This is a genomic window from Microbacterium sp. C7(2022) (assembly GCF_028823665.1).
GTDB lineage: Bacteria > Actinomycetota > Actinomycetes > Actinomycetales > Microbacteriaceae > Microbacterium.
Window position 1 is genome coordinate 177,920 of sequence record NZ_JAPEHV010000004.1, and the last position, 15,100, is coordinate 193,019.

The 15,100-nt window shown below is 68.7% G+C and carries 18 protein-coding genes; 9 read left to right on the forward strand and 9 right to left on the reverse strand.

The window, feature by feature from the left end:
• Window positions 1-50: 50 nt before the first annotated feature.
• Window positions 51-788, reverse strand: a complete 738-nt coding sequence (locus ON062_RS07210; protein ID WP_274646459.1) for an NYN domain-containing protein — start codon at window positions 786-788, stop codon at window positions 51-53.
• Between the two features lie 83 nt (window positions 789-871).
• Here ON062_RS07210 and ON062_RS07215 point away from each other — a divergent pair, with 83 nt between their 5' ends.
• Together ON062_RS07215 and ON062_RS07220 are read left to right on the forward strand one after the other, a co-directional pair.
• Complete coding sequence (locus ON062_RS07215) at window positions 872-1,864, forward strand: nuclease-related domain-containing protein (RefSeq protein ID WP_274646460.1); 993 nt, start codon at window positions 872-874, stop codon at window positions 1,862-1,864.
• A gap of 121 nt (window positions 1,865-1,985) precedes the next feature.
• Complete coding sequence (locus ON062_RS07220) at window positions 1,986-3,584, forward strand: hypothetical protein (protein ID WP_274646461.1); 1,599 nt, start codon at window positions 1,986-1,988, stop codon at window positions 3,582-3,584.
• Between the two features lie 9 nt (window positions 3,585-3,593).
• Here the strand turns inward: ON062_RS07220 and ON062_RS07225 are convergent, their stop codons facing one another.
• Window positions 3,594-3,872, reverse strand: a complete 279-nt coding sequence (locus ON062_RS07225) for a metalloregulator ArsR/SmtB family transcription factor (protein ID WP_306802374.1) — start codon at window positions 3,870-3,872, stop codon at window positions 3,594-3,596.
• Between the two features lie 144 nt (window positions 3,873-4,016).
• Between ON062_RS07225 and ON062_RS07230 the strand changes: the two genes are divergently transcribed.
• From ON062_RS07230 to ON062_RS07245, 4 genes are read left to right on the forward strand one after another with little or no spacing between them, the layout of a single operon-like run.
• Window positions 4,017-5,348 (forward strand): NAD(P)-binding domain-containing protein, encoded by a 1,332-nt coding sequence (locus ON062_RS07230; protein WP_098408595.1) that lies wholly within the window; start codon window positions 4,017-4,019, stop codon window positions 5,346-5,348.
• A gap of 48 nt (window positions 5,349-5,396) precedes the next feature.
• On the forward strand, window positions 5,397-5,756 hold the full coding sequence (locus ON062_RS07235; RefSeq protein WP_144882518.1) for a helix-turn-helix transcriptional regulator: 360 nt from the start codon (window positions 5,397-5,399) through the stop codon (window positions 5,754-5,756).
• Entirely contained in the window at window positions 5,753-7,669 is a 1,917-nt protein-coding gene (locus ON062_RS07240; RefSeq protein ID WP_274646672.1) for a cation-translocating P-type ATPase, read from the forward strand. The genes ON062_RS07235 and ON062_RS07240 overlap by 4 nt, the downstream gene beginning before the upstream one ends.
• The gene (locus tag ON062_RS07245) at window positions 7,666-7,974 is read left to right on the forward strand and encodes a hypothetical protein (RefSeq protein ID WP_098408598.1); all 309 of its coding nucleotides are present in this window, start codon (window positions 7,666-7,668) and stop codon (window positions 7,972-7,974) included. Before ON062_RS07240 ends, ON062_RS07245 begins: the two co-directional genes overlap by 4 nt.
• Window positions 7,975-8,109: 135 nt before the next feature.
• On the opposite strand, the gene ON062_RS07250 is transcribed toward ON062_RS07245, so the two are convergent.
• From ON062_RS07250 to ON062_RS07280, 7 genes are all read right to left on the reverse strand, one after another.
• Window positions 8,110-8,514 carry an arsenate reductase ArsC gene (locus ON062_RS07250; RefSeq protein WP_098408599.1) on the reverse strand — a complete coding sequence of 135 codons (405 nt, stop codon included), beginning with the start codon at window positions 8,512-8,514 and terminating at the stop codon, window positions 8,110-8,112.
• A 15-nt stretch (window positions 8,515-8,529) separates the two neighbouring features.
• Window positions 8,530-9,534 carry a metalloregulator ArsR/SmtB family transcription factor gene (locus tag ON062_RS07255; protein ID WP_144882516.1) on the reverse strand — a complete coding sequence of 335 codons (1,005 nt, stop codon included), beginning with the start codon at window positions 9,532-9,534 and terminating at the stop codon, window positions 8,530-8,532.
• Complete coding sequence (arsB, locus tag ON062_RS07260) at window positions 9,531-10,619, reverse strand: ACR3 family arsenite efflux transporter (RefSeq protein WP_144882515.1); 1,089 nt, start codon at window positions 10,617-10,619, stop codon at window positions 9,531-9,533. Before arsB ends, ON062_RS07255 begins: the two co-directional genes overlap by 4 nt.
• Window positions 10,616-10,942 (reverse strand): thioredoxin, encoded by a 327-nt coding sequence (trxA, locus tag ON062_RS07265; RefSeq protein WP_144882514.1) that lies wholly within the window; start codon window positions 10,940-10,942, stop codon window positions 10,616-10,618. The genes arsB and trxA overlap by 4 nt, the downstream gene beginning before the upstream one ends.
• Entirely contained in the window at window positions 10,939-11,913 is a 975-nt protein-coding gene (gene trxB, locus ON062_RS07270) for a thioredoxin-disulfide reductase (protein WP_098408603.1), read from the reverse strand. The genes trxA and trxB overlap by 4 nt, the downstream gene beginning before the upstream one ends.
• A 150-nt stretch (window positions 11,914-12,063) precedes the next feature.
• Window positions 12,064-12,240, reverse strand: a complete 177-nt coding sequence (locus ON062_RS07275; RefSeq protein ID WP_274646462.1) for a hypothetical protein — start codon at window positions 12,238-12,240, stop codon at window positions 12,064-12,066.
• Between the two features lie 45 nt (window positions 12,241-12,285).
• Window positions 12,286-12,669 carry a hypothetical protein gene (locus ON062_RS07280; protein ID WP_274646463.1) on the reverse strand — a complete coding sequence of 128 codons (384 nt, stop codon included), beginning with the start codon at window positions 12,667-12,669 and terminating at the stop codon, window positions 12,286-12,288.
• 55 nt (window positions 12,670-12,724) lie between these two features.
• Here ON062_RS07280 and ON062_RS07285 point away from each other — a divergent pair, with 55 nt between their 5' ends.
• The 3 genes from ON062_RS07285 (at window position 12,725) to ON062_RS07295 (ending at window position 15,099) form a co-directional block, all read left to right on the forward strand.
• The gene (locus ON062_RS07285) at window positions 12,725-13,201 is read left to right on the forward strand and encodes a DNA alkylation repair protein (protein ID WP_274646464.1); all 477 of its coding nucleotides are present in this window, start codon (window positions 12,725-12,727) and stop codon (window positions 13,199-13,201) included.
• 75 nt (window positions 13,202-13,276) lie between these two features.
• Complete coding sequence (locus ON062_RS07290) at window positions 13,277-14,167, forward strand: alpha/beta fold hydrolase (protein WP_274646465.1); 891 nt, start codon at window positions 13,277-13,279, stop codon at window positions 14,165-14,167.
• A 53-nt stretch (window positions 14,168-14,220) separates the two neighbouring features.
• Window positions 14,221-15,099: a hypothetical protein gene (locus tag ON062_RS07295; protein WP_274646466.1), complete on the forward strand. Its 879-nt coding sequence runs from the start codon at window positions 14,221-14,223 to the stop codon at window positions 15,097-15,099.
• Window position 15,100: the final 1 nt, after the last annotated feature.

Consider the following 15,100-nt stretch of genomic DNA (forward strand, 5'->3'; position numbering starts at 1 on the left):
GGCCCGCCACCGTGCAATGCCCGCAAGCGGATCCGGCCGGCTGCGGTTGCCTACTTCTTCTGTGGGGAGAGCTTGACGCGTACGCCGCCACCGGGGCGGGGTCCGACCTCGAAGAGTCCGATCTCGCGGACGAGGTCGGAGAGTTTCGCGTAACCCCAGTTGCGAGAGTCGAAGTCGGGGCGCTGTTTGCGGACGAGCGATCCCACCGCCGCGAGATCGGCCCATCCGTCATCAAGGGACGCGCCGCCGATCGCTGCGCGGAGTGCGCTGACCAGGGGGCCGTCGGTGCGGAGCTTCGCCGTCGGGATGCGGGCCTTCAACGCTGCAGTGTCGGCGACATCGGTCGACGGTTCGGCGAGCACGTCGAGGTAGGTGAATCGGTCACAGGCGTTGCGGAACGCTTCAGGTGTCTTGCGCTCACCGAACCCGTAGACGGTAACGCCGTCTTCGCGGATCCGGGAGGCGAGACGGGTGAAGTCGCTGTCGCTGGAGACGATGCAGAACGCCTGGAACCGACCGGCGTACAGCAGGTCCATCGCGTCGATGATGAGCGCGCTGTCGGTGGCGTTCTTCCCTGCAGTGTTCGCGAACTGCTGCATGGGTTGGATGACGTGCTCGCTCGCCGCCGTCTTCCAGCTCGCGAGCTGCGGCTTTGTCCAGTCGCCGTACACCCGCTTGACTGACGCGGTCCCGTACTGGGCAATCTCGGTCATCACGGCGCCGACGCGTGTCGGGGAGACGTTGTCTGCGTCGATGAGGACGGCGACGAGGTCGTTCTGCTGGGCCACGAACACAGCATGCCAGGCCTCCCTGGCTGGGGCGCCCGCGTCCGGAGAGCTGAGCGTTGACGGGTCACCCATAGAATCGCGCCATGGTGCAGCCGATCGGCGAGGCGAACGACCGCCGCATGCTGCTCCGATACGCCGGCCGATGCCGCTTGTGCGGCGCATCGCTGACCGCCGGGACGGACGCGATCTATGAGCGCGATCGCAGGACGGTGCGGTGTATCGAGTGCACGCCCGCAACCAAAGCACCCGCTGAGGCCACGACTGTGGCCGAACTTCGGACCCAGCGACCGCCTGCGCCTGATGTCCTCCGGCTGCGGGCCCCGGCGTCGTCGGTAATCGCTGAAGCACTGCGGATCCAGTCGTCGGCCCCGGCGCGCACCGGGGCGCAGCGATTCTTCGGGCGGAGCCCGCTGAGTGTTGAGAGCCGACCCTGGTATCTCGGCGCACTCGGCGAACTGGAGGTCGCCCGTCTACTCGATCAGCTCGGTCCCGGATGGCTCACGATCCACGGCATACCCGTCGGCACCGCCGGCAGTGACGTCGACCACATCGTCATCGGGCCCGGCGGCGTCTACACGATCAATTCCAAGTTCCATGAAGGTGGGAACGTCTGGGTCGCATCCCGGCGGCTGCTGGTCAACGGGCAGCGCACGGACCACCTCCGCAACGCGGAATACGAAGCGCGACGAGTCGCGAAACTCCTCACGCAAGCGGCACGGCATCCTGTCGATGTCACTCCGCTGATCGCGATCGTTGCCGCCCGCAGCATCACCATCCGAGAACGGCCAGAACACGTCCTCGTCTTGAACGCTGCACGTCTGCCTCAGTGGCTGCAAAGCAGGACCGCCGTACTCACCGCCGGCGACGTCGACACGCTGAGCCGTATCGCGGCAGCACCCGCGACCTGGGGCAATCCCGCCATCCCGGAACCCGACCTCGTCGCGTTCGCGCACCTACGGACGGCTGTCGCCGCTGCGCGCAACCGCCGTCTCGGATGGGCGCTTGCCCTTCTGCTCAGCCCGTTCGCGATGCTGGCCACGCTGGCGCTCGGGATGCTAATCCCCGCGTTCCGATGACGGAGCGAGGGCACGAGCCGCCCCCTCCCGTGCAATGCCCGTATGCGGATGCCAAAGAGCCGCCGGCCGCCGATCGACCGGCCCATCTGGCATGCAGAGAGCGTCGTTTGGGATCACTTGCTTGGATGCTCCGCTCGTGCCGGTGCAGCGCACCATCGACGGGAAGCGGTACTGCCGTGAATGCTGGCGTGCTGATCCCCGTTCCTTCGACCATTGCTCCCGGTGCGGTCAGCACGCGACCATCGTCGTCCGTCGCCCCGAGCTCGTCTGCCTGGCCTGTTACACCGCGCCAGTCAAGACCTGCGGGCTCTGCGGAGAGCCCGGCCGGGTCGCATCCCATCTCGACGGGCGACGCGTCTGCGCCCGCTGCTACTACGCGATGCGCACGCCGCAACCCTGCCCTGAATGCGGGCGCAAGGTGTTCCTCACCGGGTTCATGAACGACCAGAAGGTCTGCGCGGATTGCGCCGGCACGCCGATCACGATGGCGTGTCCCGGCTGCGGTTCAATCGAAGAAGTGCGCAAGCATCGCCTCTGCGCCGAGTGCCGCCGCCCGATCACCATCCAGCGACTCCTCTGCGATGAGACCGGTGATATCCGCCCGGAGCTTCAGCCTCTTGCTGACTACCTGCTCACGCACCATGGCAAGGCGAATTCTCTGGAGCGGTGGCAGCACAAGAGCAAATGTGCCGCCGTGCTCCGCGAACTCGCCGAGGGGACCCTGCCTCTCGCCGCCGACGCGATCATGACCAGAGCCCAGTCGGGGCAGTCCGTGGCATTCCTCCTTTCGCTGCTGGTTCGCTCCGGCGTACTGCCGGAGCTTGACGTCGAGGCCGCGCGCTTCGACCACTGGCTCGAGAACTGGCTATCGGAGGTTGGGCACGCCGAAGACCGGCTTGTCCTGCGCCGGTACTGCACCTGGGAGTTGCTCCGTTCGACGCGCGCATTCCGGGCGGTGTCTCGCGGCCCGTCGAGCCCTGCGGCTGGCTTCCAACGGCAACGCGCAGCGCTCAAGTACTGTGCCGCGCTCCTGCACGAAATCCGATCGCAGCGCGAGACGCTCGCCACCTTCCCCCAACGCCGCCTCGACGCGTTCCTCACGGACTCCCCGAGTCAGCGGGACGCGTTGGCACCATTCACCCGCTGGTTGCGACGCCACCAGTTGAGCACCCTACGCGTCGAGTTCCGGCCGAGTCGCCTCGAGGGCCGGCACTACGAGTCCGACCATCGATGGCAGATGGCCCGTCGATTCCTCACCGATTCGGACATGGACTCGAAGACCCGTGCTGCGGGCCTGCTCGTTCTCCTCTACGGCATCCAGCTCACCCGCATCATCACCCTCACCCGCGATCAGGTCGACGCGACCTCCCAGCCCGTGAAGCTCACTATCGGGGCGGAACCTATCGAGCTCCCCAAGATTCTCGGAGACGCGATCATCGACCTGGTCGACGCGTCGATGCGCCATCCCGAAGGATGGCTATTCCCCGGCAGAAACCCGGGGCTCCATCTCACCCCGGGGCCGATCAGTCGCCGCCTCCGCGCCGAAGGGCTCCGCTCCGGAAGCGCCCGGACGACCGCCCTCATCGAACTCACCCGGCAGATGCACCCGCGGATCGTGTCCGACTTGCTCGGCATAACGCCGGCGTCGGCCGCCGCGTGGTCGCGCCTCGCCAGTGGGGACTGGTCCGACTACTCAAAGATCCGCTCGGTGTCCGACTGACAACGAAGCTCAGCCCAGCAGCGCCTTCGCCGCGTCGGCGAGCGTGCCGGTGGTCGGCTGGTAGTACGCCCATTTCCCGCGCTGCTCGCGCGTGACGAGGCCGGCCTCGACGAGCAGCTTCATGTGGTGGGAGATCGTCGGCTGCGACAGGCCCACGGGGTCGGTGAGGTCGCAGACGCACATCTCGCCGGCGCTGCTCCCGACGATCATCGAGAGCAGCTTCACCCGCGTCGGGTCGCCGAGGGCCTTGAAGACCTTCGCGAGGTCGTGGGCGGTGCCGTCGTCCATCGCCTGGCCGGGGGTGCAGCAGGAGTCGGCGCTGGTGTCGATGGTGACGGGCAGTGCGTTCATGGCTCTATTCTGCCCGACGTATTGACATCTGTCGATATGAGCGTCAGGATCGTCTTGTCTCACATCGAAGAACGTCAATGCATGGAGGTCGCAGTGAACCCTGTCGTCGTCATCGGTGCTGGTCCGCAGGGACTGGCCGCCGCAGCCCATCTGATCGAGCGGGGGCTCGAACCGCTCGTCCTGGAGTCCGGCGACGCCGCCGCTTCGGCTGTGGCCGAATGGGGCCACGTGCGCTTGTTCTCGCCGTGGACGGAGCTCACCGACCCCGCGTCGCGACGTCTGCTGGAGCCGACTGGATGGTCGGCCCCGACGCAGGGCTACCCGACCGGCGCGCAGTGGATCGAGCGGTACCTCGCGCCCCTCAGCAATGTGCTCGGCGACCGCGTGCGCTACGGGACGCGGGTCGTCGGCGTCGGCCGGGAGGGCCGCGACCTCTCCGTCGACGCCGGCCGCGCCGAGCAGCCCTTCGTCGTCCACGTCGAGCGCGCGGACGGCACCGAGGAGCGGATCGAAGCGCGTGCGGTGATCGACGCTTCGGGCACCTGGCGCACTCCGAGCCCTGCCGGAGCTGACGGGCTGCCCGCGCTCGGGGAACGCGCTGCAGTCGATGCGGAGCTCCTGGAGCATCGCATGCCCGCGATCGAGGACGCGACCGCGCTGGCTGGCCAGCACATCGTGGTGGTCGGCAACGGCCACTCCGCCGCGACGACGATCGGTACGCTCTCTCGCGTGGCCAAGCGCGAGCCGGGGACGCGGATCACCTGGGTGCTCCGGCGCGGCGCGGTCGGCAACACCTTCGGCGGCGGCAGCGCCGACGAGCTGCCCGAGCGCGGCGCGCTGGGACAGCGGGCGAAGAAGGCCGTCGAGGACGGGCTCGTCGATCTCGTCACTGGATTCCGCACGGAGCAGGTCGTCATCGATGGCGGTCAGGCGGTGCTCATCGCGGAGGACGGCCGCCGGCTCGACCCTGCCGCTCGGGTGTTCGTCGCGACCGGCTTCCGCCCAGACTTGTCCTTCCTCTCGGAGATCCGTCTCGACCTCGACATGCGCCTGCAGGCCCCGTCGAAGATCGCTGCGGAGGTTGATCCGAACGTGCACTCGTGCGGCTCCGTGCGGGCCACGGGCGCTGCTGATCTCGCCCAGCCCGAGTCGGGCTTCTACATCGTCGGTGCGAAGTCCTACGGGCGTGCGCCGACGTTCCTCGCTCTGACCGGGTTCGAGCAGGTGCGCAGCGTCGTCGCCGCGATCGCCGGGGACCACGAGGCCGCCGAGCGCGTGGAGCTCGCTCTGCCGGACACCGGCGTGTGCGGAGGCTCCGGCCTCTTCGACGCGCCGGACGAGTCTGCCAGCACGGGATCGTGTTGCGCGCCGGCCCCGCAGCTCATCCAGCTCGGCGTGGGTTCGGCCTCGTAGGTTCACTACCCATTCGGTTCATGTCAGTGCTGGCTGTATAGTCAGTGTGTGCTGACTATTGCTTCGCGTCTTGACGTCATGAACCGGCTCGGCCGGGCGATGGCGGACCCGACGCGTTCCCGGATCCTGATGACCCTGCTCGCCGGCCCGAGCTATCCCGCCGTGCTCTCGCGCGAGCTGAAACTGACCCGCTCGAACGTCTCGAACCACCTGACCTGCTTGCGCGACTGCGGGATCGTGGTCGCTGAGCCCGAGGGGAGGCAGACGCGCTACGAGATCGCGGACCCGCACCTGGCGGCGGCGCTGACCGCGTTGGTGGACGTGACTCTCGCGGTAGACGAGCACGCGCCCTGCATGGACGCGGCGTGCACGGTGCCGGGCTGCTGCGGGATGGGAGCGAGCGAGTGAGCGCGGCGTGCGGCTGCGAGCACGACGAGCTCGAGACCACCATCAGCGAAGAGGCTGAGGAGGCGGAACACCCCTGGTGGCGGGACCGCGGGATCATGGTCCCGGTCTTCTCCGGCATCGCCTTCCTCACTGGCCTGGTCCTGGAGTGGTCTGGGATGGAGATCCCGGCCTTGGTGTTGTTCTGGATCGGCCTGCTGCTGGGTGCATCGACGTTCACCCCGGGCGCGATTCGGAAGCTGTTCAAGGGTAAGCTCGGCATCGGGCTGCTGATGACGATCAGCGCGGTCGGTGCGGTGATCCTCGGCTATGTCGAGGAGGCCGCAGCGCTGGCGTTCCTGTACTCGATCGCCGAGGCACTGGAAGACAAAGCCATGGACCGCGCCCGCGGCGGGCTCCGGGCGCTGCTCAAGCTCGTCCCGGAGACCGCGACCGTCCGCCGCGACGGTACCTCGGTTGAGGTCCCGGCGAAGGATCTCCAAGTGGGGCAGCTGATGCTGGTGCGGCCGGGCGAGCGGATCGCGACCGACGGCATCGTCCGCACGGGGCGCTCCAGCCTGGACACCTCCGCGATCACCGGGGAGTCGATCCCGGTCGAGGTCGAGCCCGGCGACACGGTCTCAGCCGGTGCGATCAACACCGCTGGGGCGCTGGAGGTCGAGACGACCGCGGCCGGCACCGACAACTCGCTGACCACGATCGTCGACCTGGTGGAGAAGGCTCAGGCCGAGAAGGGCGACCGCGCCCGTCTCGCCGACCGCATCGCCCGCCCCCTCGTCCCGGGCGTGCTGATCCTCGCCGCCCTGGTCGCGATCATCGGGTCGCTGTTCGGCGACCCGGAGCTGTGGATCGCCCGCGCTCTCGTGGTGCTGGTGGCGGCGTCGCCGTGCGCGTTGGCGATCTCGGTCCCGCTGACTGTGGTGGCCGCGATCGGCTCGGCGAGCAAGTTCGGCGTGATCATCAAGTCGGGTGCCGCGTTCGAGCGGTTCGGCGTGATCCGTCACGTCGCCGTCGACAAGACCGGCACCCTCACCCGCAACGAGCCCGCCGTCGCCGCCGTCCTCACCGTAGACGGTGTGAGCGAGGCGGAGGCGCTGGCGTGGGCGGCCGCGTTGGAGCAGCACAGCACCCACCCGCTCGCGGCCGCGATCACCGCCGCTGTGCCGGATGCCCCTGCGGCGGAGGGTGTGACCGAGCAGGCCGGTCACGGCATCGAGGGCGAGCTCGACGGCGCGCGGATCACGGTCGGCAGTCCCCGCTGGCTGCACGCCGGGACGCTCGGCGACCGGGTCGCGGGGCTGGAGGAGCAAGGCATGACGGTCGTGATCGTCCACCGCGACGGCGTCCCGGTCGCCGCGATCGGCGTCCGCGACGAGCTGCGACCGGAGGTCCCCGAGGTCGTGCGCACCCTCGCGACCCAGGGCATCGGGGTGACCATGCTCACCGGCGACAACGCCCGCACCGCCCGCGCCCTCGCTGCGCAAGCAGGGATCGATGACGTCCGCGCCGAGCTGCGCCCCGAAGACAAGGCCGCCGCGATCGCAGAGTTCGGTGCGAAGGGGCCGGTCGCGATGATCGGCGACGGCATCAACGACGCCCCTGCGCTGGCCGCCGCGGACATCGGTATCGCGATGGGCGCGACGGGCTCCGACGCCGCGATCGAGTCGGCCGACGTGGCCTTCACCGGTCACGACCTGCGGCTTCTCCCGCGCGCGTTCGACCACGCCCGTCGGGGGCGGCACATCATCAACCAGAACATCATCCTGTCGCTGCTGATCATCACCGCGCTGCTCCCGCTGGCCCTGTTCGGCGTCCTGGGCCTCGCCGCCGTGGTCCTGGTGCACGAGATCGCCGAGGTCGTCGTCATCCTCAACGGACTGCGCGCCGCCCGGACTCGGAAGGAGCCGACCGCATGAAGGTCGAACTGCTGCACATCGTCGACTGCCCGAACACGGCAATCGCCGAAGCCAACGCACGCGCGGCGCTGGATGCTCTCGGGCTCGGGGCCGTTCCTGTCGAGCTGGTGACGATCCGAACCGAGGCCGAGGCGGCGAGCACCCAGTTCGGAGGCTCGCCCACGATCCTCCTCGACGACGTCGACCTGTTCCCGACGGCCCCGGTTCGCTCGCTGGCGTGCCGGGTCTACGCGACGGAAAGCGGGTACGCCGGAGCGCCCACGCAGGAGCAGATCGAAGCAGCGATGCGAGGCGCATCCCGGTAGAGCGAGAACGACCGGTGACGCGATCACTGGGTCACACCTCACGGCACAACGGTGTTCGCCGTAAAGTTCGCGGACCCGGAAACACACCGGAGGGGTAGGGCCATTGGCCTCTGCCCCTCCGCTGCTCGCAGCTCCTCAGACGAGCAGTTCGGCGAGGAGGGTCTCGACGCGGGCCTTGATGTCGTCGCGAATCGGGCGCACCGCATCGATGCCCTGCCCCGCCGGGTCGTCGAGCTTCCAGTCCTCGTACCGCTTGCCCGGGAAGAACGGGCAAGCGTCGCCGCAACCCATCGTGATCACCACGTCGGAGGCCTGCACGGCCTCGGTGGTGAGCACCTTGGGCTGTTCGGCGGTGATGTCGATGCCCTCCTCGCGCATCGCCTCGACGGCGACCGGGTTGATCTGGTCGGCGGGCATGGACCCGGCGGAGCGGACCTCGACGCGGTCGCCCGCCAACTCGCGGAGATAGCCGGCGGCCATCTGGGAACGGCCGGCGTTGTGGACGCAGACGAAGAGGACGGAAGGCTTCTGGTCGGTCATGGTTGTTCGCTTCTTTCAGTCGGTGAGGGTGGCGAGGAGGCCGCGGACGCGGCCCTCGATGTCCTGGCGGATCGCTTCGACGCCCTCGGGCGAGGCCAGCGCAGGATCGCCCACGGCCCAGTCCTCATAGCGGACGCCGGGGATGATCGGGCAGACGTCGCCGCAGCCCATCGTGACCACCACGTCTGCGGCGCGCACCGCGTCGTCGGTGAGCGGCTTCGGGAACGCCGTCTCGGCCTCCTGCGCGCCCTCGATCTCGGTGAGCAGCGAGCGCACGTGCGGGTGCACGTCCGACGCCGGGGCGGATCCTGCGGAGCGTGCGACGACGCGGCCGTCGGCGAGCTGGTTGACGATCGCGGCGGCGAGCTGGGAGCGGCCCGCGTTCTGCACGCAGACGAACAACACCTGCGGCACCCCGGCCGAGCGGTCCCGCGTCAGGTCGGCGAGGCGCTGCCGGGCGAACCGCTCGGTCAGCGGGATCATGTGCGCCGTCAGCTTCGCCGAACGCACCAGGCCGGCGTAGGACTCGCGCACGATCGCGATCACGAGGTCCCGGTTCAGCCCGGCCAGCTCGTCCGCGAGCTCCTCCGCGAGCCTGGTGACTCGGGCGTCCATCTGCTGCAGGGCCGCGGTCCGTGCCGCGGTGTCTTCGGGGTCGTCGGTGACGGCCGCGGCGGGAGCGAACGCGTCGAGGAGGGCTGCGACGGCGCGCTGTTTGCCCGGGGCGATGCGGTAGTAGACCCAGGTGCCGCGGCGCTCGGACAGCAGCATCCCGGTCTCCTTCAACACCTTCAAGTGGTGCGAAACGGTCGGCTGCGACACCTCGGCGAGGTCCGCGAGGTCGCACACGCAGGACTCGCCGCGCGGGTCGGTCGCGATCGCGGAGAGCATCCGCAGCCGCAGCGGGTCAGCGAGCGCTTTCAGTGCCCCGGCCACGGTCGTGGCGGCCTCGGTGCCGATCGCGTGCGCCGTGGACGGTGCGCACGCGTCGGCGTCAGAGATGACGGTCGTGTCGGTCATGACGTCCTCGATTCGGTGGCGTAGGGATCGGTGTGGAACCAGGCCTTCGCGGCCCAGAGTGAGACGTAGACCAGGCCCACGAGCACGGGCACTTCGATGAGCGGGCCGACGACCCCGGCCAAGGCCTGGCCGGATGCCGCGCCGAAGGTGCCGATCGCGACCGCGATGGCGAGCTCGAAGTTGTTGCCCGCGGCGGTGAACGCGAGCGTCGTGGAGCGCGCGTAGCCCAGACCGAGTGCCTTGCCCAGCAGGATGCCGGCGAACCACATCAGTGCGAAGTAGACCAGCAGCGGCAGCGCGATCCTGGCGACGTCCATCGGGTGGGAGGTGACCTGTTCGCCCTGCAGGGCGAACAGCAGCACGATCGTGAACAGCAGCCCATAGAGCGCCCACGGCCCGATCCTCGGGAGGAACTTCTCCTCGTACCAGTCGCGCCCCTTGCGCTTCTCGCCGATGAACCGGGACGCGAAGCCCGCGACGAGCGGGATGCCGAGGAACACGAGCACGTTCAAGGCGATCTGCCAGACCGAGATCTCCAGCCCCTGCGCATCCAGCCCCAGCCAGCCCGGCAGCACGGTCAGGTAGAACCAGCCCAGCACCGAGAACATCACGACCTGGAAGACCGAGTTGATCGCGACCAGCACCGCGGTCGCCTCCCGGTCACCGCACGCGAGATCGTTCCAGATCACGACCATCGCGATGCAGCGCGCGAGACCCACGATGATCAGCCCGGTCCGGTACTCCGGCAGGTCGGGCAGGAAGATCCACGCGAGCGCGAACATCACCGCGGGCCCCACGAGCCAGTTCAGCACGAGCGAGGAGACAAGAAGCTTCTTGTCGCCCGTGACGGCGGCGACCTTGTCGTAGCGGACCTTCGCGAGCACCGGGTACATCATCACCAGCAGGCCCAGCCCGATCGGGATCGAGATCCCGCCGACCTCCATCGCAGAGAGCGCGTCAGAAAGTGCGGGCACGAAACGACCGAGCAAGAGGCCCGCGACCATCGCGAAGCCGATCCACAGCGGAAGCCACTTGTCGAGGGTGGAGAGCCGTTTCGGGGCGGTGCGGGTCAGGGTGTCGGTCATGCGAGCAGCTCTTCGATCTTCGCGACGTAGACGGGTTTCGGGTGCGCGCCGATCAGCACGTCCACCCGCTCTCCGTTCCGGTAGAACCCGAGGGTGGGGATCGAGGTCACGCCGGCCGCGGTCACGGTCTCGGGGTTCTGGTCGGCGTCGACCTTCACGATCTTCACCCGGCCCGCGTAGTCGCTGGCGAGCTGGTCCAGGATCGGGGCGATCGCCTTGCACGGGCCGCACCAGGTCGCCCAGATGTCGACCACGACGGGTAGCTCGGACTCGATCACCTCAGCCCGGAAAGTAGCGTCGGTGACGGGAGTGACGATGCTCATGCGGAGACCTCCAAAGCAAGCTCAGGAACGGTGGTGGGTTCGAGGTTCGACAGGTAGTGCTGGGCGTCCTGCGCGGCCGCGCAGCCGGTGCCCGCGGCGGTGATCGCCTGCCGGTACGTGTGATCGACGAGATCCCCGGCCGCGAACACCCCGGGCAGGTTCGTCCGCGTCGACGGGTGCGCGACCCGCACATACCCGTCCGCGTCGGTGTCGACCTGCCCGGTCACGAGCTCGGAACGCGGGTCGTGCCCGATCGCGACGAACACCCCCGTCGCGTCGAGCGTGCGCTCGGCCCCGGTGACGGTGTCGCGCAGCGTGAGCCCGGTGACCTGCTCATCGCCGAGGATCGCAGCGACCTCACTGTTCCAGGCGACCTCGATCTTCGGGTCCTCCAGCACGCGCTGCGCCATGATCCTCGACGCGCGGAACTCGTCCCGGCGGTGCACGACGGTCACCTTCGACGCGAACCGGGTGAGAAACAGGGCCTCCTCCATCGCGGAGTCCCCGCCGCCGACCACGACGATCTCCTGCTCGCGGAAGAAGAACCCGTCGCACGTCGCGCACCAGGACACTCCGTGCCCCGACAGCCGCTCTTCTTCGGAGAGGCCGAGCTTGCGGTACGCGGAACCCATCGTGAGGACCACCGCCCGCGCCCGGTACGTCGCCCCGGCACCGGTCTCGATGGTCTTCACGTCGCCGTCGAGCTCGAGGCGGATCGCGTCGTCGTAGACGATCCGAGCGCCGAATCGCTCGGCCTGCGCCCGCATCGACTCCATCAGCTCCGGTCCCTGCACGCCATCGACGAAGCCCGGGAAGTTCTCCACCTCCGTCGTCGTCATCAACGCACCGCCCGCGGTCACCGAGCCCGCGATCACGACCGGCGCGAGACCCGCACGCGCCGCGTAGACCGCCGCCGTGTATCCGGCGGGACCGGACCCGACGATGACCAGTTCGACTTCTTGATTCGACATGCTTCTATATTGACATCTATCGAATCAATCCGCGAGTTCGCGATGGCTTTGTCACCGGATGTTCACTTACCGTGCTCAGGCATGGCCGCCAACACCCTTCGCGCGTGAACCTCCGCATCATCGACGAAAAAGGCGCGAAAAGTGCACTCTTCAACAATCGGACCTACCAGTAGTTCGCGGTACGTCGACGCCACGGTCGGCGAGGGTGTCGACGAAGTCGGCGACTTGCCTAGAGGTGGCGGCCCACGGCTTGCGCACGGTGTTTCCTACGCGCACCACCCGCTCAGTGGCGTTTCCGCCCTCGAGCGGGACCTCACGATCAGTCACTGAACCACGGTATCGAGCGGGCCAGAGCCAGGCCCATCACCGCACTCACCCCTCGATACCGGGAGGCGCTTCGCCGGTGACGCCGTCGATCACCTCGCGATCACCGAGGGGTCGGTCCAAGGGGACCTTGATGCTGTCCTGGCATGCATCGCCCGGAGAGCGCAGCGTGGATGTCACGGTGATGGTCACCGACTCGTCGTCCTCTTCGACTGTCGCGACGGGATCGCCGTTGCACGTTCCGATCACGACAACCTGGATGTCGCCGCCGTTCGACCATCCGACGATGGGCTGCGGCCCGCGTTCCTCGGTCGGCCGCTGTTCACTCTGCTCGGTCGGCTCGGCTGATGTGCATCCGGTGACGAGCGCAAGCAACGAAACACTGGCCAGGGCGAACCCGGCTCGACTCGAGGAGCGCGATCGCTGCGTCACGTGAATCACATTGCCACATCAGTGGCGCGTGTCGAAGAGGGGCGAGGATGGAGGGGTGGATTCCGCTGCCGCTGCCTTCATCGACCAGACGTTGCGCAACGAGGCATCGGAATGGCGAACGTGGGCCGACGGTGACGACTCCGTTGGCGGGCTGCGCGTGTACGGCGCATCGATTGGCGCGATCCGCGGCACGGTGCGGGACGCGCTGCGGCGGCATCGCGACCTCCAGCATGACGACATCACCGCGCTCGCGTCGGAACTCTGGGCGGTACCCGTTTTCGAGCGTCGCCTCGCTGCCATCGTGCTGCTTCAGGGCCAGGTCGACCTGCTCACCGGGAACGACCTCACCCGCATTGAGGGGTTCCTGCGCGACGCTCGCGTACCCGATCTGATCAACCCGCTCACCCTCGACGTCGTGCGCCCCCTGCTCACCCGACTGGCCGGACCCGAGTCCGAACGCGCCCACCGCATCGTGCACCGCTGGGCCGCCTCCGACGCGGAAGGACTGCGCGCCGCGGCCGCGTTGCTCTAACGGCACGCCGGCCACCGGCATCCGTCTCCGTCCTCAGTGCCCATTCGCCGTCACTCGAATGAATAGAGTCGGGGGATGCCGCACACGATGCCCTTCCGCGGGTTGCCGATCTCGCAGCGCGACGTCGAGTACGCGTATGGTCCGGATTCCGAACTCCGCGAGGGCGTTACGCCTGAACCCGCGCGCCGCGCGCTCACCGTGCCAGACGGCACCACGGTGTCGTACGTGGTGTTCCCCGGCACGGGGCCAACTGTTGTGATTCTGCATGGCCTGGCAGGCAGCGGTCGCGAGTTCGAACCGACAGCGCGGGCGCTGGCCGGGCGTCGGGTCATCCTCATCGACCAGCGCGGCCACGGGCACAGCACCCGCAACCCGGCAGACACCAGCCGCGCGGCTTTCGTCGACGATGTCGTCCGCGTGATCCAGGCCGAATCCGCCGAGCCGGTCGATCTGGTGGGACAGTCGATGGGCGCGCACACCGCGATGCTGGTCGCGGCATCCGAACCGAAACTCATTCGCCGTCTCGTTTTGCTCGAGTGCGACGCCGGCAGCGGAACACCCGAAGAGCACGCCGCCCTCGGCGAGTTCTTTCGCTCTTGGAAGGTGCCGTTCGTGGATCGGGATGCCGCGGCCGCCAGCCTGGGCGGTAGCCCCCTCGCCCACGCATGGGCCGCGGATCTCGAGCAACGCCCCGACGGGCTTTACCCCCGCTTCGACCCCGACGTCATGGTCGCGACGATCAGCGCTGTCGCGACTCCGCGATGGACCGAGTGGGAGCAGGTCACCACGCCCACGCTCGTGGTCTATGCCGAAAACGGCATGTTCACACCGGAGCAGAAGTCCCAGTTCGTCGCGCGCGGCGCGTACGCGACTCGCGTCGATCTAGCCGGGGGCTCCCACGACGCGCATCTCGACGCGTTCACGGAGTGGATCGCTGCGCTGTCGTCCTTTCTCGAGACCCGGTGAGTCGTCGCTGCTTGCTGCGCCGAAGAGCGCCTCAGAGTGGCTAGCGTGGGGGTGTGAAATCCCTTGTGAAAAGCTCCGCGCGGTCGCTCGGCGACTCTCGTTCCGTTGCGCACGGTGTGACGACATCCGCCGCGACGGCGGCGCTCACCCTCATCGATCCGCGGCGACTCAGCGTTCGAGGGCGCGCGGTGTACCGAGTGGGAGTTGCTGCGCTCACCGGCTGGATGCTGTGGGCGTCATTGCGCGACGAGTCGGGGCTGATCACGACCGGCGCGCGTGCTGGGCTCACCGCGGCATCCGTCGGGGGAGTCCTCGGTCTTGCCGAAGCGGGCGAAGCGATGGACGCGCGCCTGCAGGACGCGGTCGGAGCTGCGGGCGCACGCCGCCCGCGCGTGTGGATGGCCGCGGCGGCGGGTGTCATCGGGGTGCTCACGTGGTGGGCAGGGCGACGGATGCCGGAATCGCCGTTCGTGCCGATCGAAGACTTCCTCGACTCACGCGAGGAAGAGGTGCCGGCGCAGGTGCACGCGCTCGTCGAACGGCTGTTGAGCGGAACGGAAGACTTCGGTGCTGCCGAGCTGCGCGCCCAGCTCGCGGTGGCGCGCGTCACCGTGAGCCCGATGATGGATGACTTCTCGGGTGAGGCGTACTTCGCCGTGCCCGACGGTCTGCCGCGCGCCGTGCCCGGATCGGGCGACTTCGTCGTGAGCGGGCGCTTCCGCGCGCTCGACGATCGCACGTTCGACCTCACGCTCTCGCTCAGTGAAGGCGCGCTCAGCATGCTGTCGGTCTCGACCGGCAGTGACTGGGACGACGAGGACACCGAGGCCTGGTACTCCGCCGACCGCAGCCCCGCAGATCTGGGCTCCTGGCCGGATGCTGCCGACGTCACCCTGCTGATGGAGACCCCTGCCGGGCGCCGCGAACTCTAAG

Bases quoted from the DNA above. Each gene is read 5' to 3' on its own strand.
- ON062_RS07225 (WP_306802374.1), bottom strand. From the start codon at position 3,872: ATGGACGACGGCACCGCCCACGACCTCGCGAAGGTCTTCAAGGCCCTC.
- arsB (WP_144882515.1), bottom strand. From the start codon at position 10,619: ATGACCGACACCCTGACCCGCACCGCCCCGAAACGGCTCTCCACCCTC.
- ON062_RS07255 (WP_144882516.1), bottom strand. From the start codon at position 9,534: ATGACCGACACGACCGTCATCTCTGACGCCGACGCGTGCGCACCGTCC.
- ON062_RS07230 (WP_098408595.1), top strand. From the start codon at position 4,017: ATGGAGGTCGCAGTGAACCCTGTCGTCGTCATCGGTGCTGGTCCGCAG.
- ON062_RS07215 (WP_274646460.1), top strand. From the start codon at position 872: ATGGTGCAGCCGATCGGCGAGGCGAACGACCGCCGCATGCTGCTCCGA.
- trxA (WP_144882514.1), bottom strand. From the start codon at position 10,942: ATGAGCATCGTCACTCCCGTCACCGACGCTACTTTCCGGGCTGAGGTG.
- ON062_RS07245 (WP_098408598.1), top strand. From the start codon at position 7,666: ATGAAGGTCGAACTGCTGCACATCGTCGACTGCCCGAACACGGCAATC.
- ON062_RS07250 (WP_098408599.1), bottom strand. From the start codon at position 8,514: ATGACCGACCAGAAGCCTTCCGTCCTCTTCGTCTGCGTCCACAACGCC.
- ON062_RS07290 (WP_274646465.1), top strand. From the start codon at position 13,277: ATGCCGCACACGATGCCCTTCCGCGGGTTGCCGATCTCGCAGCGCGAC.
- trxB (WP_098408603.1), bottom strand. From the start codon at position 11,913: ATGTCGAATCAAGAAGTCGAACTGGTCATCGTCGGGTCCGGTCCCGCC.